The following is a 26,500-nucleotide window of genomic DNA, read 5'->3' on the forward strand; positions in this document are numbered from 1 at the left end:
ATTCACCTTTTTCTATAAATTAAAGTACTTTATAATAAGCAGTAAGTTTACCTGCTTCTTTTAAAGAATCACATAAACAAATACTAATTTGTTTATTTAATCAAAAAATTAAATTTTGTTTATATTCATTTTTATATTCATCAATAATATCTTGAGTAGTCATTTCCATTATTTATTCTCCTTATTTATTACACTTCAAAATTTTCTATAATTTCTTCTTCTTTTTCTAATTCTTTTAATTTAGATAAAGTAGAATTTAAATCAGTATTATCAGTTGAATTAGTAATAGTATCAATAGTATCTTGATATTCTTTCATTTTAGGATTTGAATCAATAATTTTGACTTCATCACCATTATTATCTTTATATGCAATTGTTTCTTCATCAATTAATATACCTTGGTCTAATTGAAGTGCTAAATTAATATCATCTTGATTATTTAATACTATAATTGGTGTTTTATTAATTTCACGAATTAATGCTTTAACTACTGTTTTTAAAGCCATTTGGTCAAAACTAGTATTTCAAGGACTATCTTCACGCTTAGTTTTACTAAATTTTTTTCTTCATTCTTGACATTCTTCAACTGTCATACCTTTATAAAAATTATTAACTTTACCATTTTTATCTAAAAGTGAAATATAACAATAATAACCAATTGTATTAATAGTTTTTCTTTCAAAAATTAATGCTGGATTAATTTCTCATTTATTATTTTCTTGATTAAATTTATGTGCTGATGTTATTTTTTCTCTTTGAAAATCAAGAACTAATCCAGTTCTTTGTAATAATGTTAATCAACCATCTTCTTGAATTTGAACTTGTAATTCATCACCATAAGGAATTAATGCTAATTCTTTTTTAATAGGATTAATTGAAAGATTTAATTTATATAAATTAAATAAAGCATTAAATAAACTTTGTTGATTCATATTTCTTAAATCTTTACTAGAATTTCTAATCATTTCATAATAATTTCTAAATTTTAATAATTCTTCTTTATTACTTTTAATAAAATTAGGAATTTTTAATTCATTTTTATTATTACTCATTATTTTCTTCTCCTTTTTTATTTAATATTTCTAAAATTTCATCTAATTTTTTATTAATTTTTCCTATATGTTTTAATAAAATTAAAATTGATTTATCCATACCAGAACTTTTTTTATCCATTATTTAATAGTTCCTTTCGTTTTTTATTTTTTTCAATTATTAAATCTTTTATATGAATAAAAAGTACAATTAATAATTCTATTATTAAAATAATTGGAGCAATTATAATTAATCCAATGAGTACTCAAGTTATAGGTCAAATATCATTAATTGTAGTAATTAAAATCATTTTTTAACTCCTTTAAATCTATTATCTAAATGTACTTCAATATTTTTACTAGGATTAACTATTAAATGACTATTAATAACAATTCAATTATTTAAATTACTATCTAATTTTTTAGGTAAATTATCAAATTCAATTGAATTACAAGAATAAATAGTTTTTTCTTTAATTGATTTTTCATTAATCATTTTTATTTCTTCTTAATCATTCTTTAATATTATTTTTTAAAATATTTAATTCTTTAATTTGACCCCTTAAAACATCTAATTCTCATAAATTTAATTGATTTAAATTAATTTCTTCAATTTGATATTCTAAAAATTCAATTCTAGCATTAAGATTTTTAACTAATAATTCATTAAAATTACATTTTTTATTTTTACAATATTCCAGTTTATATTCCATTATTTTTTTCTCCTTTAAAATATTTTGTTTTAGCATTAAATCATTCAATTAATAATTCATTGGTTATTTCAATTTCTATTTCTTGTTGATTATTTTTATTAGTTAAATAAACATAAGTTTTATCTGATATATCAATGCCGATTTGACCGCTTTTAATCATTCAATAATAAGCAGTTAATTGTAATTTAATTCTTTTTAATTTATCTTCATCAATACAAGCATAAGTTTTATAATCAACTAGATAATATTTATTTTCTTTTTTATCTAAATAAACTAAATCTGGTGTTTCAGCAATTACACTATCATTAATAGGTTTTTCAATAATAAATTCATAATTATTTTTATCTTTAAATTTTTCTTTTAAAAACATAAGTGATTTTTTACAATAAGAATAGTTTATATTATTAGTTAATGGTTTTAATTTTTTTAATAAATTATTAATAATATTTTCTTCATTAATATTTTGTAAATATAATTCATTAAGTTTATGAACTCATTTACCACGATTTGAAGCATTTTTTAATACTTCTGGTGATATATGACTATAGCCAAAACCTAAATAATTATCAATAATTCTAGAAACTGATATTAATTCTTTATCATCTAAAAAATATTGATGAGTTTCTTTTTTAAAAATTAATTTACTCATATTTTTTTCTACCTATTAATATTCAAAAACATTTATTAAATAATCTATTGCCAAAAGAAGATTGTTTTCTACATCTATCACAAGAACCAACCATTCTATATTCTCTACATTCCATAAATATTTTTCCTTTCATTAATTAAGTTTTTTATTTAATTCCTTATTATTTAAATTTATGTCTAATTCCATTACTAATATTTCATATTTTTCAATATAAGCCTCTTTAATTAAATGATGTTTATAATTTCTATGAAAGTTATTAGCATTTTCAATTGTAGAAAATAATTTATATTTTATTTGACCAGTAGTATAATTAACTTCATATTTTAATAAGTAAGCATATTTCATTTTTATTTTTCTCCTTTATTTTATTTATTGTGTTATGATATTGTTAATGAGGTATGTATTTATATATAAAACCCCCTATTTTTTTTAAATAATACAAATGTAATTGTGAATTAGATTAATGGGTTCTTTACTGAGCCATAATAAGGCTATTCAAATTAATCTATAATTACATTAAGCGATATACTGTTATTTTCTAATTTGCTTAACATTAGAATCCTTTTATACTGATAGAAGAATAGGTCTATAACCAACAGTAATTTATTTTTCTTCCGACAGGGTATTAAGTTTTAATCTTTTAACAAAAAAAGAACGATAGTTATATCGTTCTTTGTTATTTTATGAAACTAGGAGTTAAAGTGATGCGCCCAATTTATTAAATGCTATTAATATTTTTTCTGTTATTCCTTTTATTTTTATATATATTTTAGTTTTTCGTTTATTTTTAAATTTTTTTAAATGTTTTTTTACTTTTAGTATTACGCAAATAATTAAGTTAACTTTATTTATTTTTAATTATCAAGGTATTAAAGCTATCTTCATAAATAATGAAACTAAAATTAATATTTTAGTTTTTTTAAAACAATTATGAAGTATATTTTTATTACTTGCCGAAAATGAAGAAAACTATACTTTGTTGTTAAATACTACTACTAATAGTAGTAATTCAAAATTATTAGTTTCTGATATTTCTATAATCAATTCTAAAGTTATTAAAAGAAACATAAGTTTTAATAGTAAAAATAAAAAGGTTTTTTTAAAAGATAAAATTTTAAAAGACTATATAGTTGTTAATGGTTGAAAAATGGGGACTTTCCTAAAAACTGTGTTTTTTAAATAAATTTTAGTTGTAAAATCACTAAGTTACACAGATTGCTGGAAAGTCCCGTTAAACAATTAATAAGCAAATATAGTTTCATTTGCCATTAACTTGAACATAAGTTAAATCACTAACAATAACTTCATTTTTAAGCCTATTATTAAAGTTTCTATTAACAAGATTGGTAATTTGATTATCATTAACTTTATTATGATTATTTTTGAATGATAATTTCGTGTATTTTGATATTAAATTATGTTCATTCATAATTTTTTTAATTTTTATTCTTGATAAAGGAAAACCTTTATTTTCCATACTGACTTTTAATATTCTAGTACCATAAACTTCTTTATTTTCTTTAAAAGCACTAATAACAGCTTGTTCATAAATATTATTTTGCATTTTATTTTCTTTTTTCTTTAAATTAAAATAATATGTTGATTTAGAAATTTTTAAAAAACGACACATTGTGCGAATTTTATATTTAGATTTATTTTCAACCATAATCTCTATTTTCTGCCTATTATTAGTGCTGCTTGCTTTAAAATATTATTTTCCATTCTTAACTGTTTTAATTCTTTTCTTAATTTAATTAATTCATTTTCTTCAACAGAACGATTATCTTTAGTTTTAAAACTACCTGAATTAGTAAATTGCTTAATTCAATTATAAGTAGCTGCTCTTGTAACATTGTACTCTTTAGCAAGACAAGACACTGACTTACCACTTTGATATAAAGCTACTATTTGTTTTTTAAATTCATCTGAATATGAGTTAATATTGGCCATAATTATAGTTCCTTTCTTTTAACTAATTTGTTCACTTGTCTACGTAATTAGTGTCCAATAAAGTGTAACCCATCCAAGAACAAATGCAAAGTTTCACAAGTGAACAAATACAATCATTTACTAAAGAACAAATTGAATACTTTACAGAAGAACAAAAAGAAGTATTTTGACCAAAACAAGTAATCACAAAGATTAACACTATGGATTTGCAAACTCAATCAACAACAAGTGAATTTAAACCAAATTTACCAAAAATGTAAAAAAAGCTTGTTACTTTTAAGTTACAAGCTTTTTAAAAATTAATTTTTAAACAAATTATATTGATATAAAATTAAATTTTTGACCACTATTAATTGTAAAATATCGTTTACCATTTTCATTTATTTCTTGAATATTAAAAAACTATCATAACTAATACTATGTTTTAATATTAAAGTTCAGTATTACCAAAAGTATTATATGTTCTAGGAAATCCAATAACAACTACTTCTTGTAATGATTCAACTTCATTTTGCGTTTTTTTTATATAAACTATTCTTTCATTTTTTAATAATATCATTAAAAAATAAACAAGTAAACTATTACTAAAATGATATAACTAACATAGTATCTTTACTAATTTTTTTTAATTTATCTATTTTACTTAAACTATTATTTAAAATAGTTTCTAAACAAAATTCAATCTTTAAAAAAGAAAAACTGTAAAAAAGAATTAAACCATCCTTTTTATTTTTCATTTTAACTATCTAATTTTGTTCTTGTAAAAATGTTAATAATTGCTGAATTGCTGAATTACGATGAGAAATTTTATTTTTATCTGCCAATGACAATTCACCTAAAGTAGCATGTACTACTGGAACATAAAATATTTGATCGTAACCAAAACCATCATTACCTTTTATCTCAGTAGTGATTTCACCTTCAAGTTTACCAATAAATGCTTTAGTAATCTTATGATCAAAATCAACATAAGCAATAGCAGAAATAAATACTGCTGCACGATTAGTTTCACCTTCCATTTGTTCTAAAATGTCTAACATTGCATCATGATAGGACATTTCTCCCTTTCATCGTGCTGAGTTAATACCAGGAAAATTATTTAAAGCTAATATTTCTAACCCTGAATCATCAGCAATTACAGGACCATTCACTAATTTTGCAAGTGTTGTTGCTTTTAAAATTGCATTTTCAATAAATGATGTACCTGTTTCATTAATTTCAAGAGGAGAATTAAGATCTAACATTGATTTGAGATTATATCCCTTTGTCTGTAAGATACTCTTTAATTCATTAATTTTACCGATATTATTAGATGCAAACCATAAGGTTTTAGCAGTCATTAATAATCAATCCCTTCACGAGCAATTTGACCTTTTTCAAAATAATGTTTAATTGATTTAACTTCACTAATTAAATTAGCACATTCCTCTAAGGCAAAAGATGCATATCTACCAGATAATGCAATTTCAATATGTGATTTTTTATTTTTTAAAATTTCAATTAAGTCTTGTTCTTTAATCAAATTATTTTGAATACACCCTAAAATTTCATCAACAACAATAAGATCAGTATATCACTTTGACTTAACAGTTTTAATCTAGTAAGACCATAATTAGTTTCTTGTTTTAATTTATTTTTTTCTTCTTCATCCATTTCTCAAAAAAATTTTTGCGAAGATTCATAAAAACTTTCAATTTTAAGTTTAGTATTTTGTTTTAAAAAATTAATTTCACCAGAAGGACGATTTTTTAAAAAACGTAAGTAACTAACATTAAGATTATTACCCAATGCTCTAATTACCATACCATTAAGAATTGAGGTTTTACCTCTTCCTTCACCTTTATAAATATGAATATAACCTTTTTTTAACATACTATCACTTACTTTCAATATTTTTTATTTAATAAATTGTATAATTTTATTACGGACAATACAAGCAAAATAGAGGTGTCATTTTGAAATTTAAAACTATTAAACCACCATATCAATTAAAGCTATTAAAAACAAAAGGTTTAACCAATAACTTATTTTTAGTAAATAAACATTTTTTTTTAAAACAATCTAAAGATATTTTGCAACCTTTTTTGAATTTTACAAATCAAATTAATGTTATTAAATTAATTAAATCAAAAAAATTTACATTACCTATTAATGAAGTCAATATTAATAATAATAAACTATTAACCTTAATGCCATATTATCATAATTTAATTAATTTAAGCGAACAAATAATTAATAAACAAATATTAGAACAAATTTCATCATTGGTAAAACAACTACATAATATTAAATTTGATAATAAATCATTAATTAAAACTTGAAAAGGTTTAGAACAACTTAATTTATACTGTAATTTAACTACTAGTAATCCTTGCTTAGAAAAAATAACCAGTGAGGTAATCAAATGAATTGCTACTTATCAACCAACAACAATTGTTTTATCTCATAATGATTTAACATTAAATAATTTTGTTAAAAAAAATAATTGTTGATATTTAATTGATTGAGATTTTGCTTGTTGAAACGACGAATTATTTGATATTGCCTCTTTTGCTTCTGAAAGTTTAACTTCTGAAACCGAAATTAATACTTGATTTAATTGTTTTAATTTAAATAATGAACAAATAATTATTGCTAAAAAATGAATGAATTATCAAAATTTAATTTGATATTATTGAGCTTGTTATTTATACGAACAAACTAATTTAAACATATATAAAGAAATTAGTGAAAGTAAATTAACTAATCTATTAAAATAAGTTATTTAAATATGAACATCTAGAATAAAGTAGACACAGAATTGTAACCTTTGTGTTAAAAATACTTTAAGGAAGGTGTTCATTTTTTTATGGCTAAATGACTATTAAAAGAAGAAAAGTTAAAAATAATAAAAATAAGTAAAATTAAAACAATTGATAAAACCGCATTAGAGTATGGTATTGGTCGATCATCAATAAAAGAATGAATTAAAGCATATAAATTATTAGGTGAAAAAGGTTTAGAATATGGCAATGGAATTCGTGCTAAAAAAACCAAAAGAACAGGTCGACCCAAATCTTTAAATTTTAATGAAATGACAAAACAAGAATTAATTGAATATATTGAGGCAATGAACGATATAAAAAAGTATTTAGATATTTGGGACTTTCCTAAAAACTGTGTTTTTTAAATAAATTTTAGTTGTAAAATCACTAAGTTACACAGATTGCTGGAAAGTCCCAAATATTGAAGAAAAAATATCAGATTAGTTATTTATGTTGATTATTAAATGTTTCAAAATCAGGATATTATAAGTGAATTAAGAATGGAATGAATGAATTTAATAAATGAGATACATTTTTAGCTAATATAATTAAAAATATTTTTTATGAATTTCAAGAAATTTATGGTTATAAAATGATAACTTTATGAATTAACAAAATTTATAATTTAAAATTAAAATTTCATATTGTATATAGATATATGAAAAATATGAGTTTAAAAGCTAAGGTTCGCATAAAAAAATTTGATTATAGAACTAAATCAGGAAGTTTAAGATATGATAATTTATTAAAACGTGATTTTTCAACTACTAATTTAAATGAAAAATTAGGTACTGATATAACTTATTTATTAACTAATGGTAAAACATATTATTTATCAATTGTTAAAGATTTTCATAATAATGAAATATTAGATTATAAAATAAGTGCAAGTTTAGACATGACATTTGTTGTCCAAAACATTATCTAAGCTTGAGTTAATGCTCAAAAACCTACTTCATGAATTTTACAATCAGATCAAGGATTTCACTATACAAATCCTTCTTATAAAATTTTATGTGATGAATTAAAAATAAAAATTTCAATGTCTAGAAGAGGTAATTCCTGTGATAATGGTGCTACTGAAACTTGATTTGGAACAATGAAAACAGAATTTCTATATCAAATTCCAAGAAAAAATAGAACTATTGAATGAATACAAGACAACTTACCTAAATATATTTACTTTTATAATAATTATCAACCTCAAATAAAATTAAAAGGAATGAGTCCAATCGAATATCGATTAGCTCATTCCAAACCAACAAATAATTACTTCATACCTATAAATTTAGCACTTACAAACGCTATTTTATAAAATTTAATAAAAGGTTACTTTTATTGTCCACTTTTCTTGACAAGTTCAAAAGAATATCACAATTATTATGGCTTTAATAATTTAGTACTAGAATTAGCAAAATATTTAATTGTTTCTATTAAATCTTTATCGACTTGTTTTTTTAAATCATCTAAATTAGTAAACTTTAAATTATCACGAAGAAAATCTAAAAATCTAACTTTAATGATTTTTCCATATAAATCTTGATTAAAGTTTAATAAGTAAGTTTCAACTAACGGCTTATTATTACGTAACATAATTACTGTCATACTTTGATATCATTTATTATCTACTTCAGTAAGCGTAATATAAGTAGCAAGACCCGGTAATGCATAGTTTGTTAATAACGATAAATTAGCAGTTGGAAAATTAATCGTTCTAGCCTCTTTAATACCATGAACTACTTTACCAGTAATTGTATATGGCTCTTGTTGTAAACAAAGATTAGCACTACTAATATCTTTATTTTGTAAAAGTTGTTTAATATAAGTTGAAGAAACTTTGTTATTATTAATAATAATATCATTACAAAGATAAACTTGTAATGAAAATTGTTGTAATGTTTTAATATTACCTTGCCCTTGATAACCAAACCTAATATTTGGATTAACAACTACCGCTTTAACATTATTTGCCAATAATCACGAAATAAATTGCTCTGGTGAAAGTGTTGCTATTTCTTTACTAAACTTAATTTCCCAATAATAATCAAAATTATATTTAGCAATTGTTTTAATTTTATCTTCATTACTTAATAAAACCTCATTATTTTTATTACTAATTACACTTTGTGGTTTTCTATCAAAACTAATAATACATGTTTGATAATTATTTATTGTTGAATTAACTAATAATTGTTTAAATAGGGCTTGATGACCTTGATGAATACCATCAAAAAAACCTCAACAAGCAATAATTGGTTTAGACATCAATTTTTGATTTTGAATATTTAGATTTTTCAATTTTAATATCTTCATTACATTTAAAACCTCGTTGGCTTACGTATAAATTATTTTTTTGATTACGATAAATAGCTAATGGCAAATGTTCAGAATTAACAACTAAAACATATGGCTCATTAGTGCTATCAATAACTAAGGGTTTACCATCAATAACACTTTTACTATTATCAACAACAATCGCTGGCATAATATTTTTAACACCATCATAAATACTAATATGATTTTTACTAACTGTTTCTTCATTAATAACATCTAAATTTAGGGCATTACTTAAATCAAAACCCGATTGATGAATTCTTCTCAAATAAGTTAAAGTTGCTGATGTATGTAAAATTCTAGCAATGTCAGTAACCAAAGCTCGAACATAAGTTCCTTTTGAACATACTACTTCAAAAGTAACTAAATCATTATTAAAACTAATTAATTTTAAAGATTTAATATAAACCTTACGTTTTGGTAATTCAACAGGAATATTCTCACGAGCATATTCATAAAGTTTTTTACCATTAATTTTAACTGCTGCATAAGCAGGAATTATTTGCTCATATTGACGATTATTATAAAATTCAAGTGCTTTAACAATTTCTGATTCTTTTAAATCAAGATGTGGTTTTGATTCAATAATTTTACCAGTAATATCGCCGGTGTCGGTTTTTAAAAATAGTTGCATTTTTGCAATGTAAACTTTATCACTTTTTAAAATAAAATCACTAATTTTGGTTGCTTCATTCACAAGTACTACCATTAGTCCTGTTGCTAAAGGATCTAACGTACCTGTATGACCAATTTTATTTAATTTCAAACGTTTTTTAATAACAACAAGACAATCTTGTGATGTCATAAATGAAGGTTTATCTATTAATAATATATAATCTTTTAACATGCGTTTCACCTACTTTACTTCTTTATCAGAAGTTACTTCTTGATACTTTTCAACATGTTTACAATTTGGATAATTAGTACACCCTAAAAATTTTCGATTTTGTTTTGAAGATTTAACAACCATTCAACCATCTGTACATACTAAACAAGGTTTAATTTTTTCTAATTGTTTTTGAATATATCGACATTTTGGAAATGCTGAACAACCGTTAAATTTACCATATCTTCCTGTTCTTTGCACAAGTGGGGCACCACAAAGTGGACAATCTTGATCTAATAAAACCGGTTTAATTTTAAACTCAGTCATTTTATCAAAAGCATCATTAATCCTTGGTTCAAACTTAACTCAAAAGTCTTTTACCACTTGATGCATATCAAAATTACCATGAGCAATTTGATCTAATTGAGTTTCAACTTGTGAAGTATATGTCTCATTAATAATATCATAAAAAAACTCTTGAAGTTTATCATTAGTTAAAAGACCTTTCTCAGTAGCTTTAAAAGACTTATTTTCAATAATAACATAACCGCGTTCTTTAATAGTGTTCATAATTGGATTATAAGTCGATGGTCGACCAATTCCTAGTTCTTCTAATGTTTTAATTAATTTAGCTTCTGTGTATCTTGGTTTTGGTTTAGTAAAGTGTTGCTGCAAATTTACTGACTCAACTTTAATAATTTGATTTTTTTCAAATTTTGGTAAAACTAAAAGTTCTTCATTTTCAAGACTTTCTACATCAAGCATTAAAAATCCTTTAAACTTGATTTGTTGTCCTGTTAAACGAAATTGATAATCATTATTTTTAAATAAAACAGTAGTACTAATTAATTGTGCTGGTGCCATTAATGAACTAAGGGCACGAAAATAAATTAAATTATAAAGTTTTAATTGATCTTTATTTAAAAAATCAATAGCACGTTTATTATTCATTGTTAAATCAGTTGGTCTGATTGCTTCATGAGCATCTTGCACATTTTTTTTATTAGTCTGTTCTTTCTTCTGCCCAAGATATTGTTCACCATATTCATTAACAATTAATGTTTTGGCATTTTCAATAAATTTATCATTTAAACGTATTGAATCAGTACGAGGATAACTAATAAATCCAGTAAGTGTTCCATTAATATCAATTCCTTCATACAATTGCTGAGCAATAAGCGTTGTTTTAGCAGTACTAAAATTTAATTGTGTTGATGCTGCTTGTAATAAACTACTAGTAGTAAATGGATTTAATGAATTACGCTTACGATTTTGTTCAGTAACAGAAATTACTTGATAACTATCACTTAATGCATTTTTAATAGCAACTGCTTCTTGTTCATTATTAATAACTAACAGTTCTTCTTTATATTTTTCACAATTTAATATTATTTTTTTTTGATAAGTACTATTAATTGTTCAAAATTCTTTACTAATAAAATTAGTAATTTCACGTTCTCTTGTTGCTATTAATTTTAATGCTACTGATTGTACTCTCCCTGCACTACGTGAACCGATCTTCTTTTGTAATAGATTACTTAAGCGAAAACCAATGATACGATCAACCATTCTTCTTGCTTCTTGACTACGAATTAATGGTAAATCAATACTATGTGGAGATTTAAATGCTGTTAAAATTGCATCTTTAGTAATTTCATTAAAAGTTATTCGTGATGATATATTACTTGTTGCTAATACTTGATCTAAATGATAAGCAATTGCTTCTCCTTCACGATCATGATCGGTTGCTAGATAAACATGAGTAATACTTTTTAATTTACTTTTTAATTCTTTTACCTTTGGGATTTTTTTGCGATCAATTTTGTAAATTGGTTCAAAAGTTTCTAAATCAATTCCCAAACCATATTGACCTTTAATTGCTAAATTACGAATGTGTCCATCCGAAGATAACACTAAATAATCATTACCTAAATATGATTGTACTGCTTTACTTTTAACTGGAGATTCCATGATTACTAATTTTGATGGCATCTTATATCTTCCTCTATATATAATTTATTAGCTTTATTCAAATACTATTTTGTAATATATATAACTTTAACGCGAAAGTCAATATTTTTTTGGATATATGCTTTTTTATAAAAATTTTAAATAACTTATTAACAATTAATATATAAATTATGCTATATTTATTTAGTAAAAATTTAATATAAGTTTTTATCCTATTTATTTTTGTAAATAAATAGGTTTTTATTTTGATTTGAAAGGAACATAAAAATGAAATTTTTAAACACAAAAGAGAGCGAAATTAATTCTGAAATACTTTCTAATTTATTACAATCAATACTTCCAAATAATCCTCTTACAGTGGGACTAGTGTGTCTTGCTGTTGGAATTGGTTACTATTCATGAAATTTTTACAAAAATAAAAAACAAGAATTAAATATAAAAGTAATAGAAAAAAATGATGAAAAGAACACTACATTAAACTCAAAGAATCTAACAAATCAATCAAGTAATATAAGTAAATGTGAATATAATATGATATTAGATGATGCAACTAAAATTAATCAAATAATTTTAGATAATAACAATAGCAAAAATGATGAAGAACAATATGATATGCTAAATGATGCTAAATCAGAAATAAATGTTGAAGAACAATATGATATGCTAAATGATGCTAAATCAGAAATAAATGTTGAAGAAGAATATGATATGCTAAATGATGCTAAATCAGAAATAAATGTTGAAGAAGAATATGATATGCTAAATGATGCTAAATCAGAAATAAACAAAGAAGATGAATGGGTAATAATTGATAATCAATCTAATGTAAAAAATACTATTCATAAAGATATTTTATAGACTATATTTTATAAAATATTAAAAAGAAAAAAAGTTAAAAGAATGAGTTTAATTAAAATTAATTAAAACTCATTCTTTTTAATTTATTTATAAAGAAGAACCTACATTATTTTTAGTTTCTAACATTGTCTGATCAAACATACCATTATTACAAGTTTCTGAACTAGTAAATATTGATAAAGTTTCTTTATCATCATTATCATGTTCACTATCAGTAGTACCACCACTTTCTGATAATGATCGTGAATAATTACTAAATGATGAACTACCATCAGTAACATCACCACTTTCTGATAATGATCCTGATTGATTACCATTAACAGTATTATTACCACTTACTAGAATATTGCTATTACCATTTTGAGAAAAACTAGGAATTTGCAAAGGAATGGGACTTTCCAGCAATCTGTGTAACTTAGTGATTTTACAACTAAAATTTATTTAAAAAACACAGTTTTTAGGAAAGTCCCAAAAAAGTTTTAATAAATTATCATATCTTAAACTTCCTGATTTAGTTCTATAATCAAATTTTTTTATGCGAACCTTAGCTTTTAAACTCATATTTTTCATATATCTATATACAATATGAAATTTTAATTTTAAATTATAAATTTTGTTAATTCATAAAGTTATCATTTTATAACCATAAATTTCTTGAAATTCATAAAAAATATTTTTAATTACCTGAATTATAAAATTAAAAAGGACATTTATATAAAAATTAAATTGTGTTAATTCTATAATTAAGAAAAGAAAGGAATTAGCACAATGTATAAGTATCTGACTATTGAATCAATAATAGCAATAAAAGAATATAAAAGTTATGAATTTTCAATTCGTAAAATAGCAAAAGCTGTTGATTATAGTAAATCAACTGTACATAGAGTTTGCAGATTATTAAATCAAAACTTATTACCATTAGAAATATTGAATCAAATTCAAAAAAAGAAGCAAAATGCAGGTAGAAAATTAATAATTTTAACTTTAACAGAAATTAATACTATTAATTATTTGTTAATTACTAAAAATTATGCACTTGATATAATTGCTAATTTTTTAAAGGAAAATAAAATAAAAAGTATTTCAACAAAAACTTTATATAACATGTTTAAAACAAATCGAATGGGTTTTGATGAAAATAACTTATTGAGAAAAGGAAAAAATAAACCTCATAAACGAAAAGAAACTAGAGGACGAATTAATAATTGTAAATCTATTCATGAAAGAAATTTAATCATTCCTAATATTAAAAATATACAAGAATTTGGTCATTTAGAGGTTGATACTATCATTGGTAAAGATCATAAAAGTTCTATTATTACTTTAGCTGATATATGATCAAAAACCACAATTCCTTTAGTTTCTAAAAATCATAAAGCAGAAAATATGGGACTTTCCAGCAATCTGTGTAACTTAGTGATTTTACAACTAAAATTTATTTAAAAAACACAGTTTTTAGGAAAGTCCCGAAAAATGAATTTTATTTACTTTTTTCTTGATTTTATATCCTTGTTTCAATATTTGACATTCTGGTCTAGATTTTACATAACTACTACCTTTATCAACAATATATTTGTCACCTTTAGCAATTACAATACCACCAGCAGTTGCTTCTAATGTATTCATTAATGATGCTTCTGGATTTAATATTTCATTTAATACACCAGCACCAGCACCACAAATTAATGATGTTCCAACTTTAGTTTTATTTTTATCTTTATGTTTTATGGATTTTTTAATTTGATAACCCGCTATTCCTCCGGCTACAGCACCAATCGCAATGTCGGTAACAGGTAGTGGATTTGTTCATGAAAGACCATCAATTGCTCCTAATCCAGCAACCAATCCACTAAAAATCATTGGTAAATAATCAATTGTTTCATTAACGATATTTTTATCTTTAGCCATTTCTTTTAATCTTCCTTTCTAAAAACAAAAAAACTCATTTACTTTTTAACAAGTAATGAGTTAAAAACTTATATTAAGTTTAGAAAAATAATATCATAATTTTAATAATAATTATAAAAAAAATATTAATTACACAATTTAGTGTAGATATCATTATAGTTATATTAATTATTAAATATTAAAGATATATTTTTTATTTTCTTTTTTAGTAATTTTTATATTTAAATTATGTGTATAATTCTAAATTTTGTATTGCTTTTAATAAAAAATACTTTATAATATTTAAGACTGTTTATGCAGTTTCAACCGCTCTACTTTAGGTTAACAAGTGATTTATTCCACCTATAAGGCGAGTCTAAACTGGAGGTAATAAGAAAAATGTTTGTAGTTATTCAAACAGGAGGAAAACAAATTAATGTTTCCTATGGTCAAGAAATTTTTGTTGAAAAACTTGTTGGCAAAGCTAAAGATAAGATTATTTTTGACAAAATATTGATGATTGATCAACAATTCGGTAAACCTTTCCTAAAAGGTGCTGAAGTTCATGGTGAGATTATTAAACAAGATAAATCAAAAAAGATTCGAGTGTTTAAATATAAACCTAAGAAAAATTCAAAAACAATGTATGGACACCGTCAGCCATATACAAAGGTATTAATTACTGATATTTTACTTGCTGGTAAAAGTCTTGTTGATAAGAAGGCAGAACAATCAAAACCAGTAATTAAAGATGAAGTAAAAAAAGAAGTAATTTCTGAAGTAGTAACTCCTATTATTAAAGAGCCAAAATCAGTAGTTAGTAAAGTAAAAAAAGAACTTACAAAAGAAAAAGTTGTTAAAACTAAATCAGTTGTTAAGGATAATATTACAGAACCAGATAACACTAAAACTGTTGTTAGTGAAGGTAATTTAAAAACTATTTTTGATCATAAAAATATGACTGTTAAAATTGTTAAAGAAGATGATGAAAATAATAAAAAATAATTTAAGGTAATATCAAATTATGGTTAAAGTTACTTATAATTACCAAAATAGTAACATTGTAGAAGTTATAATTACTGGTCATGCTAATTTTTGAAAAATTGGAAATGATATTGTTTGTGCAGGGATTTCAGCCATTGTTATTGGTACATTAAATGCACTTCTTGAACTTGATAATAATCAAGTTCAAGTAATTAATAATACTGCTGGATTAGTTAAACTTAAAGTTGCTAGTTTCACTAATAATAGTCAAATCATTTTAAAAACAATGCTTTGACAATTAAAAACTATTAAAGAACAATATCCAAAATATATTAACATAAAGGAGGTGTAATTATGTTTTATAAATTAAATTTACAATTATTTGCTTCAAAAAAAGGAGTGGGTTCAACTCGTAATGGTCGTGATTCACATTCTAAACGTTTAGGTGCTAAAATTGGTGATGGACAAAGTTTAAAAGAGGGAACAATTATTTATCGTCAACGTGGAACTAAAATTCACCCTGGTGAAAATGTAGGGCGTGGTGGTGATGATACCTTATTTGCTTTAAAATCAGGAATTGTTAAGTATACTATTTTTAAAAAAAATAAAACACGAGTTTCAGTTATACTTGATAAAAAGTAAAAATAAATTTTTAATAATAAAAACCTATTTTCAATGCTATCATATTTTGAAGATAGGTTTTGTTTGTTTATTTTATGTTTAATGATATGATAGGAGAAAATAATGAAACATATTACTTTAATAATTACTGGTAGTATTGCAGCAAACAAAGCCTTAATTTTATTAAAACAATTAAAAAAAGAATTTTTAGTTGATATTATTTGTACTAAAAGTTCTTTACATTTTCTAGAAGATAAAACATTTTCTTATTATTCTGAAATGTTTGAACAAGAATCATATGTTAAAGGAGATTTAATTACTCACACTAATTTAGCAATTAAAACAAATTTAATTGTTGTTTATCCTGCTACTATGAGTTTTATTAGTAAAGCAAATTTAGCAATTGCTGATAGTTTAGCATTATCAGTATTTTTAGCTTCCAAAGCAGAAAAGATATTATTTCCAGCAATGAATCATAATATGTATCATAATCAAAGTTTTCAAAAAAATTTATTAGAATTATCTAATTTTGAAAATATTACTATTATTCCTCCAGATTCAGGAATGTTAGCATGTAAGATGATTGGTGATGGACGAGTTAAAAGTCCAGATAATGCATTAACAATAATTAAAGATTTTTTTAAAAAAAGTATTGATTTATCTAATAAAAAAATTTTAATTAATATTGGTCGTACTAGAACTTATATTGATCCAATTCGTTATATTACTAATAATTCTTCAGGAAAAATGGGTAAAGCATTAGTAGATGCTTTTCTTAAAACTAACGCTAAAGTAGTATTAGTTGCAGGTGATTGTGATTTTGAAATTAAATCGCAAAAAAACCTAACTATTATTGAAGCAAATACTAATGAAAAAATGTTCTTAGCAATGAAAGAAAACTTTGATAATGCTGATATTGTAATATGTGGTGCTGCTTTAAATGATTATAAAGTAAGTAAATATATTCCTAATAAAATAATTAAAAATAAAAACGAAAATTTATCTTTATCACTGATTGCTAATATTGATGTATTGGTATTTTTAGGTAAGCAGAAAACAAAACAAGTTTTAATTGGTTTTGCTGCTCAAGAATTTAATGATAAAAATCTTGGTATCGAAAAAATGAAAATTAAAAATTGTGATGGTATTTGTATTAATAATATTAGTGTTATGGGTAAAAATGAAACAGAAATTAATTTTTATTTTAAAAATAATAATTATAATTTAATTGGTTCAAAAGTGGAAGTTGCTAAACAGATAGTTGATATTATAAGTAAGAATATTTTAAATTATTAATATAATAAAAATAGATTTATGGGACTTTCCAGCAATCTGTGTAACTTAGTGATTTTACAACTAAAATTTATTTAAAAAACACAGTTTTTAGGAAAGTCCCATTTTAAATATAATTATATCATATAATTAATAATAAATAAAGTATTTTAGTGTTTTATTTTTATTAATATAATTTAAAAATTCCTAACTATTTAGGTTTAGATTTATTAAATTTTATAAATTTAAACAAACACTTTTAATTTATTAATTCTTGCTTGTTTTAATTTTAATAAATTAAAAAATGCTTCTTTTGAATAAATTTTTGCATTATTATTAGATATAGATTTTATTAAATTATAAACATCACTTTCAGCACTACAACCAATATTTCAAATAGCATTTTGATTTTCAATACCTTTTTTATTATTTTTAAAATATTCATATATTTTTTCATCAGCATTATTTGAACTTGTCAAGAAAAGTGGACAATAAAAGTAACCTTTTATTAAATTTTATAAAATAGCGTTTGTAAGTGTTAAATTTATAGGTATGAAGTAATTATTTGTTGGTTTGGAATGAGCTAATCGATATTCGATTGGACTCATTCCTTTTAATTTTTGAACATCTAGAATAAAGTAGACACAGAATTGTAACCTTTGTGTTAAAAATACTTTAAGGAAGGTGTTCATTTTTTTATGGCTAAATGACTATCAAAAGAAGAAAAGTTAAAAATAATAAAAATAAGTAAAATTAAAACAATTGATAAAACCGCATTAGAGTATGGTATTGGTCGATCATCAATAAAAGAATGAATTAAAGCATATAAATTATTAGGTGAAAAAGGTTTAGAATATGACAATGGAATTCGTGCTAAAAAAACCAAAAGAACAGGTCGACCCAAATCTTTAAATTTTAATGAAATGACAAAACAAGAATTAATTGAATATATTGAGGCAATGAACGATATAAAAAAGTATTTAGAAAAATCGACAAAAAAGAAGAAATATTTTGTGATTTTCTCATTGAAGAAAAAATATCAGATTAGTTATTTATGTTGATTATTAAATGTTTCAAAATCAGGATATTATAAGTGAATTAAGAATGGAATGAATGAATTTAATAAATGAGATACATTTTTAGCTAATATAATTAAAAATATTTTTTATGAATTTCAAGAAATTTATGGTTATAAAATGATAACTTTATGAATTAACAAAATTTATAATTTAAAATTAAAATTTCATATTGTATATAGATATATGAAAAATATGAGTTTAAAAGCTAAGGTTCGCATAAAAAAATTTGATTATAGAACTAAATCAGGAAGTTTAAGATATGATAATTTATTAAAACGTGATTTTTCAACTACTAATTTAAATGAAAAATTAGGTACTGATATAACTTATTTATTAACTAATGGTAAAACATATTATTTATCAATTGTTAAAGATTTTCATAATAATGAAATATTAGATTATAAAATAAGTGCAAGTTTAGACATGACATTTGTTGTCCAAAACATTATCCAAGCTTGAGTTAATGCTCAAAAACCTACTTCATGAATTTTACAATCAGATCAAGGATTTCACTATACAAATCCTTCTTATAAAATTTTATGTGATGAATTAAAAATAAAAATTTCAATGTCTAGAAGAGGTAATTCCTGTGATAATGGTGCTACTGAAACTTGATTTGGAACAATGAAAACAGAATTTCTATATCAAATTCCAAGAAAAAATAGAACTATTGAATGAATACAAGACAACTTACCTAAATATATTTACTTTTATAATAATTATCGACCTCAAATAAATGAACTTGTCAAGAAAAGTGGACAATAAAAGTAACCTTTTATTAAATTTTATAAAATAGCGTTTGTAAGTGTTAAATTTATAGGTATGAACTAATTATTTGTTGGTTTGGAATGAGCTAATCGATATTCGATTGGACTCATTCCTTTTAATTTTATTTGAGGTCGATAATTATTATAAAAGTAAATATATTTAGGTAAGTTGTCTTGTATTCATTCAATAGTTCTATTTTTTCTTGGAATTTGATATAGAAATTCTGTTTTCATTGTTCCAAATCAAGTTTCAGTAGCACCATTATCACAGGAATTACCTCTTCTAGACATTGAAATTTTTATTTTTAATTCATCACATAAAATTTTATAAGAAGGATTTGTATAGTGAAATCCTTGATCTGATTGTAAAATTCATGAAGTAGGTTTTTGAGCATTAACTCAAGCTTGGATAATGTTTTGGACAACAAATGTCATGTCTAAACTTGCACTTATTTTATAATCTAATATTTCATTATTATGAAAATCTTTAACAATTGATAAATAATATGTTTTACCATTAGTTAATAAATAAGTTATATCAGTACCTAATTTTTCATTTAAATTAGTAGTTGAAAAATCACGTTTTAATAAATTATCATATCTTAAACTTCCTGATTTAATTCTATAATCAAATTTTTTTATGCGAACCTTAGCTTTTAAACTCATATTTTTCATATATCTATATACAATATGAAATTTTAATTTTAAATTATAAATTTTGTTAATTCATAAAGTTATCATTTTTTAACCATAAATTTCTTGAAATTCATAAAAAATATTTTTAATTATATTAGCTAAAAATGTATCTCATTTATTAAATTCATTCATTCCATTCTTAATTCACTTATAATATCCTGATTTTGAAACATTTAATAATCAACATAAATAACTAATCTGATATTTTTTCTTCAATGAGAAAATCACAAAATATTTCTTCTTTTTTGTCGATTTTTCTAAATACTTTTTTATATCGTTCATTGCCTCAATATATTCAATTAATTCTTGTTTTGTCATTTCATTAAAATTTAAAGATTTGGGTCGACCTGTTCTTTTGGTTTTTTTAGCACGAATTCCATTGCCATATTCTAAACCTTTTTCACCTAATAATTTATATGCTTTAATTCATTCTTTTATTGATGATCGACCAATACCATACTCTAATGCGGTTTTATCAATTGTTTTAATTTTGCTTTTTTTTATTATTTTTAACTTTTCTTCTTTTGATAGTCATTTAGCCATAAAAAAATGAACGCCTTCCTTAAAGTATTTTTAACACAAAGGTTACAATTCTGTGTCTACTTTATTCTAGATGTTCATTGATTATACTAAATCAACTGTACATAGAGTTTGCAGATTATTAAATCAAAACTTATTACCATTAGAAATATTGAATCAAATTCAAAAAAAGAAGCAAAATGCAGGTAGAAAATTAATAATTTTAACTTTAACAGAAATTAATACTATTAATTATTTGTTAATTACTAAAAATTATGCGCTTGATATAATTGCTAATTTTTTAAAGGAAAATAAAATAAAAAGTATTTCAACAAAAACTTTATATAACATGTTTAAAACAAATCGAATGGGTTTTGATGAAAATAACTTATTGAGAAAAGGAAAAAATAAACCTCATAAACGAAAAGAAACTAGAGGACGAATTAATAATTGTAAATCTATTCATGAAAGAAATTTAATCATTCCTAATATTAAAAATATACAAGAATTTGGTCATTTAGAGGGTGATACTATCATTGGTAAAGATCATAAAAGTTCTATTATTACTTTAGCTGATATATGATCAAAAACCACAATTCCTTTAGTTTCTAAAAATCATAAAGCAGAAAATATTACAAAAAGTATAATAAAATTTATTTCAAAGTTACAAAAAGGAACAGTTAAAACTATTACTTTTGATCGTGGTAAAGAATTTAGTAAATGAAAATTAATCGAAAAAATTTGCAATGTTAAGATTTATTTTGCAGATCCTGGCAAACTGAACTTGTCAAAGAGGTTTAAATGAAAATAATAATAGTATTTTAAGAAGATATTTACCAAAATCTACAGATCTATCTTTATATAAACAAAAAGACTTAAATGCTATAGCATTTCAAATTAATTCTACACCCAGAAATCAGGGACTTTCCTAAAAACTGTGTTTTTTAAATAAATTTTAGTTGTAAAATCACTAAGTTACACAGATTGCTGGAAAGTCCCGATAAAAGGATTATTAATAAATCAGTTTATATAGCTTTAGGAGTTGATTTAGAAGGTAAAAAAGATGTTTTAGGTTTATGAATTAGTGAAAATGAAGGTGCTAAATTTTGATTAGCAAATTTAACAGAAATGAAAAATCGTGGCTTAAATGATATTCTTATTGCCTGCAGTGATAATTTAACAGGCATGTCAGAAGCAATACAATCAGTTTATCTTAAAACAGAACATCAATTATCCATAGTTCATCAAATTAGAAATAGTTTGAAATATGTCTCATATAAGCATAGAAAATCTCTAGTTGCAGATTTAAAACCAATTTATACTGCATGTAGTGAAGAACAAGCAATGCAGGCTTTAGAATCCTTTGAAAATAAGTGAAATAAACAATATCCTCAAATTGCTAAATCTTGATATAAAAATTGAGATAATTTAATTGTTTTTATTAGTTATCCTGCAGAAATTAAAAGAGTGATTTATACAACAAATGCTATTGAATCTGTAAATAGTCAATTACGAAAAGTTATCAGAAATAAAAAAGTTTTTCCTAATGATATGGCAGTTTTCAAAATATTTTACTTAGCAATTGAAAATATAACAAAAAAATGAACAATGCCCATTCAAAATTGAAATACAGCAATTGCTCATTTTATGATAAAATTTGAAGATAGAATTAATCTAAACTAGTACTTTGTAAAACAAAGATACACAGATTACATAAAAGCCTCCCTGATTTAGTTCTATAATCAAATTTTTTTATGCGAACCTTAGCTTTTAAACTCATATTTTTCATATATCTATATACAATATGAAATTTTAATTTTAAATTATAAATTTTGTTAATTCATAAAGTTATCATTTTATAACCATAAATTTCTTGAAATTCATAAAAAATATTTTTAATTATATTAGCTAAAAATGTATCTCATTTATTAAATTCATTCATTCCATTCTTAATTCACTTATAATATCCTGATTTTGAAACATTTAATAATCAACATAAATAACTAATCTGATATTTTTTCTTCAATGAGAAAATCACAAAATATTTCTTCTTTTTTGTCGATTTTTCTAAATACTTTTTTATATCGTTCATTGCCTCAATATATTCAATTAATTCTTGTTTTGTCATTTCATTAAAATTTAAAGATTTGGGTCGACCTGTTCTTTTGGTTTTTTTAGCACGAATTCCATTGCCATATTCTAAACCTTTTTCACCTAATAATTTATATGCTTTAATTCATTCTTTTATTGATGATCGACCAATACCATACTCTAATGCGGTTTTATCAATTGTTTTAATTTTACTTATTTTTATTATTTTTAACTTTTCTTCTTTTGATAGTCATTTAGCCATAAAAAAATGAACACCTTCCTTAAAGTATTTTTAACACAAAGGTTACAATTCTGTGTCTACTTTATTCTAGATGTTCACTTGCTAAAAAAAACAGTAGTAGTAGTACTAAACAGTGGCTCCTTATTAATAATTAATGGTTTTGTTGTAGCATTACCATTATCTTCTATTGTTAAATAAAATGATTGACCATTAACATCACGAATAATGCCACCATTATTATTAATGGCAACAAAAGAATTTAATAGTATTGGATTAGGAACATTCATATTAATTGGCTTGATATTACCATCAACTTTTAGAATATAAGAATTTTGATCACCACCAACAAAAACACCAAAAGTATCATTTATAGTAGTAAAACTAGTTTTACTTTTTCCATAATGATAGGGAGTAACTAAGTTAGTTACTTTTCCGTCTGTATTAATTAAGTCAGCACCAATATCGGTACTAACGATATTATTACCAAAGTTAGTAAAAGTATGATTTGGAGTTTCAATGGCAGTAGCATCATCATTAATACCATTTTTAGTCATTAAAAATGAATTATTAATAAAATTAGTATCATCACTTTTATGAAAATTATTTAAAGTAGCAATTCCTAAGTTATCATCAAATCTAATAAAATTATTAATTTGTAAGTCTAAATTATTATATGTGCCATCCTTATTTAATAAATAAGATTGTGCTTGTGAATTTGTAAAAATACCAGCAATAGAATTAGTTGAATCATTTTCATTTCAATTATAAAAATTTCCACTTTCAAAAGCTAAGGTTAAACTTTGTTCATTTAGGATAGTATTTTCTGATTTTATTTCTTTATGATGATAATTATTTATTTTCACTTGGCATAAATTAGTAAAAGCGGCTAGTGAAATAGTAACTAGTGTATATAAAATTTTAAACATATTATCAATTCCTTTAATATAAACTAGTATTAATTATAAAGATTTTGAAGATAGTGTATAGCAAAATAATAAAAATAAGTTACAATTTATATATGATATTTTTTAAATTAAGGAATGATTATAATTATGAAAAAAATTTTAACATTAATGGGTACTATTGCTTTTGGTAGTGGAATAGTAACGCCAGTTTTAGCTTGTTCTGATCAAAAACAAGATAGTATTTTAAAAGCAATTACTAATGGTAATGGTAATTATAATGGTTGAGAATCAACTTTATCAAAAGTTGGTATTAAAAAACCAGTGGGTGTTCCTATTGATGGTCAAAGACCTGAAAAAGAACAAGTTATTGAAAATAAAGCATTAGAAAGCAGTCTTGCACAATAACTTGCCAAATTAATTTTAGATAAAGCAAATATTAAAGAACCAACTTGATTTGATAGTCAATTAGAAGTAGGTACTAAATGTTATTATTTTACGATTGATAATGGTAAAATAGATGAATCAACAAAAGCAAGAACTTGAAATGTTGATACTTCAACTGGTAGAATTAGTATTAATATTACTTATCAAGTTGGAGTAGTAAATAATGATAAAAGTTTTAAAGTTAAACAATACATAAAAAAAACTTTTAATATAAAATGTTCTTATACACAAAGCGATTACATAGTTTATAGTTGTGTTAGTGATGTTACTAAATTATCAGAACAAATAGTACCAATTAGTGTTGATGAAGAAACTAAACCTGATATTGATAAAACATATGCTGATTTTTCTCAAAAAACTAAAACTTTAGTTCAAGAAGGAATAAGTTTAGCATTAAATAATAATCCTTATGTTAATTCTGTTGATATTAATATCAAAGGAATTGATGGTCAAAAAGTTACAAGCTCTGGTCCTAATAAATTAGAACTTAAAGTTAATTTTGTGATTAGTTTTCAAGATTCATTAATTGACATGTCTTTACCTTCGCCTTATGATGATAGTAATTATGTTCCAACAATACTTCAATTTAATAGTTAAAAAGGAGTTTAATATGTCCAATAATTCAGAAGCAAAAAATAAAGATAAAGAGCCACCGTTAATTGTTGATGCCTTTACTTTTAAAAATATTGGTGTTAAACAAGAGATCCATTCTTCATGAAAAAACTTTAATTGAAAAATAACTTCCAAAAATTTATTATTAATTTTTATTGGTGCTTTTTTAACAACTGTTTCCTTTTTTTATTTTATTAATCGTGCTGGTTTATATACTAATGGTTTATCAGCTTTTGCACAATTAATAGCTAAATTTATTGCCTTATCTTATAATGGTAGTATTACTGAACAAGAAACAACGCAAGCATTTTGATTTTATCCAGTATATTTTCTTATTAATGGTCCTATCATTATTTGAGGATTATTCAAGGTTGGATTTCGTTTTACTCTTTATACTATTATTTATTTGTTATTTCAAAATGGAATTAACTTTTTGTTAACAGCAATTGATGCTCTTAAAAATTTTCAAGTTTTAGGTAATGAGCCATTAAAAGGTACTACAGATTATTGGCACTTAGTTTTACCACGTACTTTTATTTTTGCTGCTTTAGGTGGATTAATTTATGGTGCTGGTATTGGTATTTTATTTAAAACTGGTGGATCTAGTGGTGGTATGGATTTTATTAGTACTTATATTTCTATGAAACGTAAATATTCAATTGCTACTATTATTAGAAATACTAATATTATTATTGTTGTTATTGTTTTAATTCTTGATGGAACTTTTTTACAGAAAACTAGTCTTGTTGATAATTTTTTAGTTAGGCCTTATTTTATGTCAACGCTTGTTTATATTTATGTAGCAGCTTTTGTTATGAATAGAGTTTATCCAAAATATATGTTGATGAGTGTCTTTATTATTTCTAATGAATTAGAGCAAATCCGTAATGATATTTATCGAAATAATTATTTACGTGGTGGTAATGTTTGAAATGTGAAAGGTTTGTATTCAGGTAATGAATATAAAATGATGATGACAACAATGTCATTATTAGAATATAATTTTTTTAAAACAAAAATAGTTCGAATCGATCCTAAAGTTTTTATGGTAGCAGTTCCTGCAAAATATATGCATGGTGGTAATGCAGGTAAACCTCCACAAAATGCACCTGTTAATATTACTGAAATTAATGATTTTTTAGAAAAAAACTAATAATATATATGTTATAATGTAATTAGTTTTATAATAGTAGGTTTTTAGACTTCTAAATAGATTATTACATCTATAGTTAGTCTTTTTCTATTT

40 protein-coding genes, 4 pseudogenes and 1 other annotated feature are annotated in these 26,500 nt (G+C 23.2%); of the genes and pseudogenes, 16 read left to right on the plus strand and 28 right to left on the minus strand.

Going from position 1 to position 26,500, the window contains the following annotated elements; genetic code table 4:
* Window positions 1-19 precede the first annotated feature (19 nt).
* The 11 genes from ACQH20_RS04615 to ACQH20_RS04665 form a co-directional block, all read right to left on the minus strand.
* Window positions 20-169 carry a hypothetical protein gene (locus ACQH20_RS04615; RefSeq protein WP_425376685.1) on the minus strand — a complete coding sequence of 50 codons (150 nt, stop codon included), beginning with the start codon at window positions 167-169 and terminating at the stop codon, window positions 20-22.
* Window positions 170-188: 19 nt separating this feature from the next.
* Window positions 189-1,052 carry a recombinase RecT gene (locus ACQH20_RS04620; protein ID WP_425376686.1) on the minus strand — a complete coding sequence of 288 codons (864 nt, stop codon included), beginning with the start codon at window positions 1,050-1,052 and terminating at the stop codon, window positions 189-191.
* Window positions 1,045-1,173: a hypothetical protein gene (locus tag ACQH20_RS04625; protein WP_425376687.1), complete on the minus strand. Its 129-nt coding sequence runs from the start codon at window positions 1,171-1,173 to the stop codon at window positions 1,045-1,047. Before ACQH20_RS04625 ends, ACQH20_RS04620 begins: the two co-directional genes overlap by 8 nt.
* Window positions 1,166-1,342: a hypothetical protein gene (locus ACQH20_RS04630; RefSeq protein ID WP_425376688.1), complete on the minus strand. Its 177-nt coding sequence runs from the start codon at window positions 1,340-1,342 to the stop codon at window positions 1,166-1,168. The genes ACQH20_RS04625 and ACQH20_RS04630 overlap by 8 nt, the downstream gene beginning before the upstream one ends.
* Window positions 1,333-1,527: a hypothetical protein gene (locus ACQH20_RS04635; protein ID WP_425376689.1), complete on the minus strand. Its 195-nt coding sequence runs from the start codon at window positions 1,525-1,527 to the stop codon at window positions 1,333-1,335. Before ACQH20_RS04635 ends, ACQH20_RS04630 begins: the two co-directional genes overlap by 10 nt.
* Window positions 1,520-1,744, minus strand: a complete 225-nt coding sequence (locus ACQH20_RS04640) for a hypothetical protein (RefSeq protein ID WP_174480767.1) — start codon at window positions 1,742-1,744, stop codon at window positions 1,520-1,522. Before ACQH20_RS04640 ends, ACQH20_RS04635 begins: the two co-directional genes overlap by 8 nt.
* On the minus strand, window positions 1,734-2,393 hold the full coding sequence (locus ACQH20_RS04645) for a PD-(D/E)XK nuclease family protein (protein ID WP_425376690.1): 660 nt from the start codon (window positions 2,391-2,393) through the stop codon (window positions 1,734-1,736). Before ACQH20_RS04645 ends, ACQH20_RS04640 begins: the two co-directional genes overlap by 11 nt.
* Window positions 2,386-2,508: a hypothetical protein gene (locus ACQH20_RS04650; RefSeq protein ID WP_425376691.1), complete on the minus strand. Its 123-nt coding sequence runs from the start codon at window positions 2,506-2,508 to the stop codon at window positions 2,386-2,388. The genes ACQH20_RS04645 and ACQH20_RS04650 overlap by 8 nt, the downstream gene beginning before the upstream one ends.
* A gap of 17 nt (window positions 2,509-2,525) precedes the next feature.
* Entirely contained in the window at window positions 2,526-2,738 is a 213-nt protein-coding gene (locus tag ACQH20_RS04655; protein ID WP_425376692.1) for a hypothetical protein, read from the minus strand.
* An 886-nt stretch (window positions 2,739-3,624) separates the two neighbouring features.
* A complete protein-coding gene (locus tag ACQH20_RS04660; protein WP_425376693.1) occupies window positions 3,625-4,059 on the minus strand; it encodes an IS3 family transposase in 435 nt (144 codons plus the stop codon).
* Window positions 4,060-4,064: 5 nt separating this feature from the next.
* A complete protein-coding gene (locus ACQH20_RS04665) occupies window positions 4,065-4,343 on the minus strand; it encodes a transposase (protein ID WP_425376694.1) in 279 nt (92 codons plus the stop codon).
* An 83-nt stretch (window positions 4,344-4,426) separates the two neighbouring features.
* Between ACQH20_RS04665 and ACQH20_RS04670 the strand changes: the two genes are divergently transcribed.
* Window positions 4,427-4,603: a hypothetical protein gene (locus ACQH20_RS04670; protein ID WP_425376695.1), complete on the plus strand. Its 177-nt coding sequence runs from the start codon at window positions 4,427-4,429 to the stop codon at window positions 4,601-4,603.
* A 170-nt stretch (window positions 4,604-4,773) separates the two neighbouring features.
* Here ACQH20_RS04670 and ACQH20_RS04675 read toward each other — a convergent pair whose 3' ends face one another.
* The 4 genes from ACQH20_RS04675 to ACQH20_RS04690 form a co-directional block, all read right to left on the minus strand.
* A complete protein-coding gene (locus ACQH20_RS04675; protein WP_425376696.1) occupies window positions 4,774-4,902 on the minus strand; it encodes a hypothetical protein in 129 nt (42 codons plus the stop codon).
* A 187-nt stretch (window positions 4,903-5,089) separates the two neighbouring features.
* Window positions 5,090-5,683 carry an RdgB/HAM1 family non-canonical purine NTP pyrophosphatase gene (rdgB, locus tag ACQH20_RS04680; protein WP_425376697.1) on the minus strand — a complete coding sequence of 198 codons (594 nt, stop codon included), beginning with the start codon at window positions 5,681-5,683 and terminating at the stop codon, window positions 5,090-5,092.
* Complete coding sequence (locus ACQH20_RS04685) at window positions 5,683-5,865, minus strand: cob(I)yrinic acid a,c-diamide adenosyltransferase (protein WP_425376698.1); 183 nt, start codon at window positions 5,863-5,865, stop codon at window positions 5,683-5,685. The genes rdgB and ACQH20_RS04685 overlap by 1 nt, the downstream gene beginning before the upstream one ends.
* A gap of 17 nt (window positions 5,866-5,882) precedes the next feature.
* Window positions 5,883-6,215, minus strand: a complete 333-nt coding sequence (locus ACQH20_RS04690; RefSeq protein WP_425376699.1) for a cob(I)yrinic acid a,c-diamide adenosyltransferase — start codon at window positions 6,213-6,215, stop codon at window positions 5,883-5,885.
* Window positions 6,216-6,298: 83 nt separating this feature from the next.
* On the opposite strand from ACQH20_RS04690, the gene ACQH20_RS04695 reads away from it, so the two are divergent.
* The 4 genes from ACQH20_RS04695 (at window position 6,299) to ACQH20_RS04710 (ending at window position 8,462) form a co-directional block, all read left to right on the plus strand.
* Window positions 6,299-7,102, plus strand: coding sequence for a phosphotransferase (locus ACQH20_RS04695; RefSeq protein WP_425376700.1), 804 nt, complete (start codon window positions 6,299-6,301; stop codon window positions 7,100-7,102).
* An 89-nt stretch (window positions 7,103-7,191) separates the two neighbouring features.
* The gene (locus ACQH20_RS04700) at window positions 7,192-7,512 is read left to right on the plus strand and encodes a hypothetical protein (RefSeq protein ID WP_425376701.1); all 321 of its coding nucleotides are present in this window, start codon (window positions 7,192-7,194) and stop codon (window positions 7,510-7,512) included.
* Between the two features lie 56 nt (window positions 7,513-7,568).
* Window positions 7,569-8,075 (plus strand): IS3 family transposase, encoded by a 507-nt coding sequence (locus ACQH20_RS04705; protein WP_425376702.1) that lies wholly within the window; start codon window positions 7,569-7,571, stop codon window positions 8,073-8,075.
* Between the two features lie 114 nt (window positions 8,076-8,189).
* Window positions 8,190-8,462, plus strand: coding sequence for an IS3 family transposase (locus ACQH20_RS04710; protein ID WP_425376703.1), 273 nt, complete (start codon window positions 8,190-8,192; stop codon window positions 8,460-8,462).
* A gap of 65 nt (window positions 8,463-8,527) precedes the next feature.
* Here the strand turns inward: ACQH20_RS04710 and ribF are convergent, their stop codons facing one another.
* From ribF to topA, 3 genes are read right to left on the minus strand one after another with little or no spacing between them, the layout of a single operon-like run.
* Complete coding sequence (gene ribF, locus ACQH20_RS04715) at window positions 8,528-9,412, minus strand: riboflavin biosynthesis protein RibF (protein WP_425376704.1); 885 nt, start codon at window positions 9,410-9,412, stop codon at window positions 8,528-8,530.
* The gene (truB, locus tag ACQH20_RS04720) at window positions 9,405-10,328 is read right to left on the minus strand and encodes a tRNA pseudouridine(55) synthase TruB (protein ID WP_252320746.1); all 924 of its coding nucleotides are present in this window, start codon (window positions 10,326-10,328) and stop codon (window positions 9,405-9,407) included. Before truB ends, ribF begins: the two co-directional genes overlap by 8 nt.
* 9 nt (window positions 10,329-10,337) lie before the next feature.
* A complete protein-coding gene (topA, locus tag ACQH20_RS04725; protein ID WP_425376705.1) occupies window positions 10,338-12,299 on the minus strand; it encodes a type I DNA topoisomerase in 1,962 nt (653 codons plus the stop codon).
* A 246-nt stretch (window positions 12,300-12,545) separates the two neighbouring features.
* On the opposite strand from topA, the gene ACQH20_RS04730 reads away from it, so the two are divergent.
* Window positions 12,546-13,136 carry a hypothetical protein gene (locus ACQH20_RS04730; RefSeq protein WP_425376706.1) on the plus strand — a complete coding sequence of 197 codons (591 nt, stop codon included), beginning with the start codon at window positions 12,546-12,548 and terminating at the stop codon, window positions 13,134-13,136.
* Between the two features lie 87 nt (window positions 13,137-13,223).
* Here ACQH20_RS04730 and ACQH20_RS04735 read toward each other — a convergent pair whose 3' ends face one another.
* A complete protein-coding gene (locus ACQH20_RS04735; RefSeq protein ID WP_425376707.1) occupies window positions 13,224-13,541 on the minus strand; it encodes a hypothetical protein in 318 nt (105 codons plus the stop codon).
* Between the two features lie 36 nt (window positions 13,542-13,577).
* On the minus strand, window positions 13,578-13,772 hold the full coding sequence (locus tag ACQH20_RS04740) for a hypothetical protein (protein ID WP_425376708.1): 195 nt from the start codon (window positions 13,770-13,772) through the stop codon (window positions 13,578-13,580).
* A 132-nt stretch (window positions 13,773-13,904) separates the two neighbouring features.
* Between ACQH20_RS04740 and ACQH20_RS04745 the strand changes: the two are divergent.
* Window positions 13,905-14,525: pseudogene (locus tag ACQH20_RS04745) on the plus strand (IS30 family transposase); the annotation flags it as partial.
* A 66-nt stretch (window positions 14,526-14,591) separates the two neighbouring features.
* Here the strand turns inward: ACQH20_RS04745 and ACQH20_RS04750 are convergent.
* Window positions 14,592-15,044, minus strand: a complete 453-nt coding sequence (locus tag ACQH20_RS04750; RefSeq protein ID WP_425376709.1) for a hypothetical protein — start codon at window positions 15,042-15,044, stop codon at window positions 14,592-14,594.
* Between the two features lie 294 nt (window positions 15,045-15,338).
* Window positions 15,339-15,411 (plus strand) — a sequence feature (ribosomal protein L21 leader region).
* A gap of 11 nt (window positions 15,412-15,422) precedes the next feature.
* On the opposite strand from ACQH20_RS04750, the pseudogene rplU reads away from it, so the two are divergent.
* The 4 genes and pseudogenes from rplU to coaBC all read left to right on the plus strand — a co-directional run.
* A pseudogene (rplU, locus tag ACQH20_RS04755) lies at window positions 15,423-15,713 on the plus strand (50S ribosomal protein L21); the annotation flags it as partial.
* A 334-nt stretch (window positions 15,714-16,047) separates the two neighbouring features.
* Complete coding sequence (locus ACQH20_RS04760; protein ID WP_425376710.1) at window positions 16,048-16,359, plus strand: ribosomal-processing cysteine protease Prp; 312 nt, start codon at window positions 16,048-16,050, stop codon at window positions 16,357-16,359.
* Window positions 16,360-16,361: 2 nt separating this feature from the next.
* Window positions 16,362-16,649 carry a 50S ribosomal protein L27 gene (rpmA, locus tag ACQH20_RS04765; RefSeq protein ID WP_174481212.1) on the plus strand — a complete coding sequence of 96 codons (288 nt, stop codon included), beginning with the start codon at window positions 16,362-16,364 and terminating at the stop codon, window positions 16,647-16,649.
* A gap of 102 nt (window positions 16,650-16,751) precedes the next feature.
* Window positions 16,752-17,924: a bifunctional phosphopantothenoylcysteine decarboxylase/phosphopantothenate--cysteine ligase CoaBC gene (coaBC, locus tag ACQH20_RS04770; protein ID WP_425376711.1), complete on the plus strand. Its 1,173-nt coding sequence runs from the start codon at window positions 16,752-16,754 to the stop codon at window positions 17,922-17,924.
* A gap of 221 nt (window positions 17,925-18,145) precedes the next feature.
* Here coaBC and ACQH20_RS04775 read toward each other — a convergent pair whose 3' ends face one another.
* Both ACQH20_RS04775 and ACQH20_RS04780 read right to left on the minus strand, forming a co-directional pair.
* Window positions 18,146-18,379 carry a hypothetical protein gene (locus ACQH20_RS04775; RefSeq protein ID WP_425376712.1) on the minus strand — a complete coding sequence of 78 codons (234 nt, stop codon included), beginning with the start codon at window positions 18,377-18,379 and terminating at the stop codon, window positions 18,146-18,148.
* Between the two features lie 36 nt (window positions 18,380-18,415).
* Window positions 18,416-18,592 carry a hypothetical protein gene (locus ACQH20_RS04780; protein WP_425376713.1) on the minus strand — a complete coding sequence of 59 codons (177 nt, stop codon included), beginning with the start codon at window positions 18,590-18,592 and terminating at the stop codon, window positions 18,416-18,418.
* A gap of 6 nt (window positions 18,593-18,598) precedes the next feature.
* Between ACQH20_RS04780 and ACQH20_RS04785 the strand changes: the two genes are divergently transcribed.
* Window positions 18,599-19,744, plus strand: coding sequence for an IS3 family transposase (locus tag ACQH20_RS04785; RefSeq protein ID WP_425376714.1), 1,146 nt, complete (start codon window positions 18,599-18,601; stop codon window positions 19,742-19,744).
* 62 nt (window positions 19,745-19,806) lie between these two features.
* Here the strand turns inward: ACQH20_RS04785 and ACQH20_RS04790 are convergent, their stop codons facing one another.
* The gene (locus ACQH20_RS04790; protein ID WP_425376715.1) at window positions 19,807-20,487 is read right to left on the minus strand and encodes an IS3 family transposase; all 681 of its coding nucleotides are present in this window, start codon (window positions 20,485-20,487) and stop codon (window positions 19,807-19,809) included.
* Window positions 20,488-20,490: 3 nt separating this feature from the next.
* Window positions 20,491-20,985, minus strand: a complete 495-nt coding sequence (locus tag ACQH20_RS04795) for a hypothetical protein (protein WP_425376716.1) — start codon at window positions 20,983-20,985, stop codon at window positions 20,491-20,493.
* Between the two features lie 76 nt (window positions 20,986-21,061).
* Between ACQH20_RS04795 and ACQH20_RS04800 the strand changes: the two are divergent.
* Together ACQH20_RS04800 and ACQH20_RS04805 are read left to right on the plus strand one after the other, a co-directional pair.
* Window positions 21,062-21,893: pseudogene (locus ACQH20_RS04800) on the plus strand (IS30 family transposase); the annotation flags it as partial.
* Window positions 21,894-21,960: 67 nt separating this feature from the next.
* Window positions 21,961-22,644, plus strand: a pseudogene (locus tag ACQH20_RS04805) (IS256 family transposase); the annotation flags it as partial.
* Here the strand turns inward: ACQH20_RS04805 and ACQH20_RS04810 are convergent.
* Entirely contained in the window at window positions 22,631-23,314 is a 684-nt protein-coding gene (locus ACQH20_RS04810) for an IS3 family transposase (RefSeq protein ID WP_425376717.1), read from the minus strand. The pseudogene ACQH20_RS04805 and the gene ACQH20_RS04810 overlap by 14 nt on opposite strands.
* A 56-nt stretch (window positions 23,315-23,370) precedes the next feature.
* Entirely contained in the window at window positions 23,371-24,219 is an 849-nt protein-coding gene (locus ACQH20_RS04815; RefSeq protein WP_425376718.1) for a hypothetical protein, read from the minus strand.
* A 126-nt stretch (window positions 24,220-24,345) separates the two neighbouring features.
* Here ACQH20_RS04815 and ACQH20_RS04820 point away from each other — a divergent pair, with 126 nt between their 5' ends.
* The gene (locus ACQH20_RS04820) at window positions 24,346-24,603 is read left to right on the plus strand and encodes a hypothetical protein (RefSeq protein ID WP_425376719.1); all 258 of its coding nucleotides are present in this window, start codon (window positions 24,346-24,348) and stop codon (window positions 24,601-24,603) included.
* 446 nt (window positions 24,604-25,049) lie between these two features.
* Here the strand turns inward: ACQH20_RS04820 and ACQH20_RS04825 are convergent, their stop codons facing one another.
* Complete coding sequence (locus ACQH20_RS04825) at window positions 25,050-25,175, minus strand: hypothetical protein (RefSeq protein ID WP_425376720.1); 126 nt, start codon at window positions 25,173-25,175, stop codon at window positions 25,050-25,052.
* 77 nt (window positions 25,176-25,252) lie between these two features.
* Here ACQH20_RS04825 and ACQH20_RS04830 point away from each other — a divergent pair, with 77 nt between their 5' ends.
* Window positions 25,253-26,407, plus strand: coding sequence for a YitT family protein (locus ACQH20_RS04830; RefSeq protein WP_338956719.1), 1,155 nt, complete (start codon window positions 25,253-25,255; stop codon window positions 26,405-26,407).
* Window positions 26,408-26,500 lie beyond the last annotated feature (93 nt).

It is taken from the genome of Spiroplasma endosymbiont of Aleiodes alternator (genome assembly GCF_964031135.1).
GTDB lineage: Bacteria > Bacillota_I > Bacilli_A > Mycoplasmatales > VBWQ01 > Spiroplasma_E.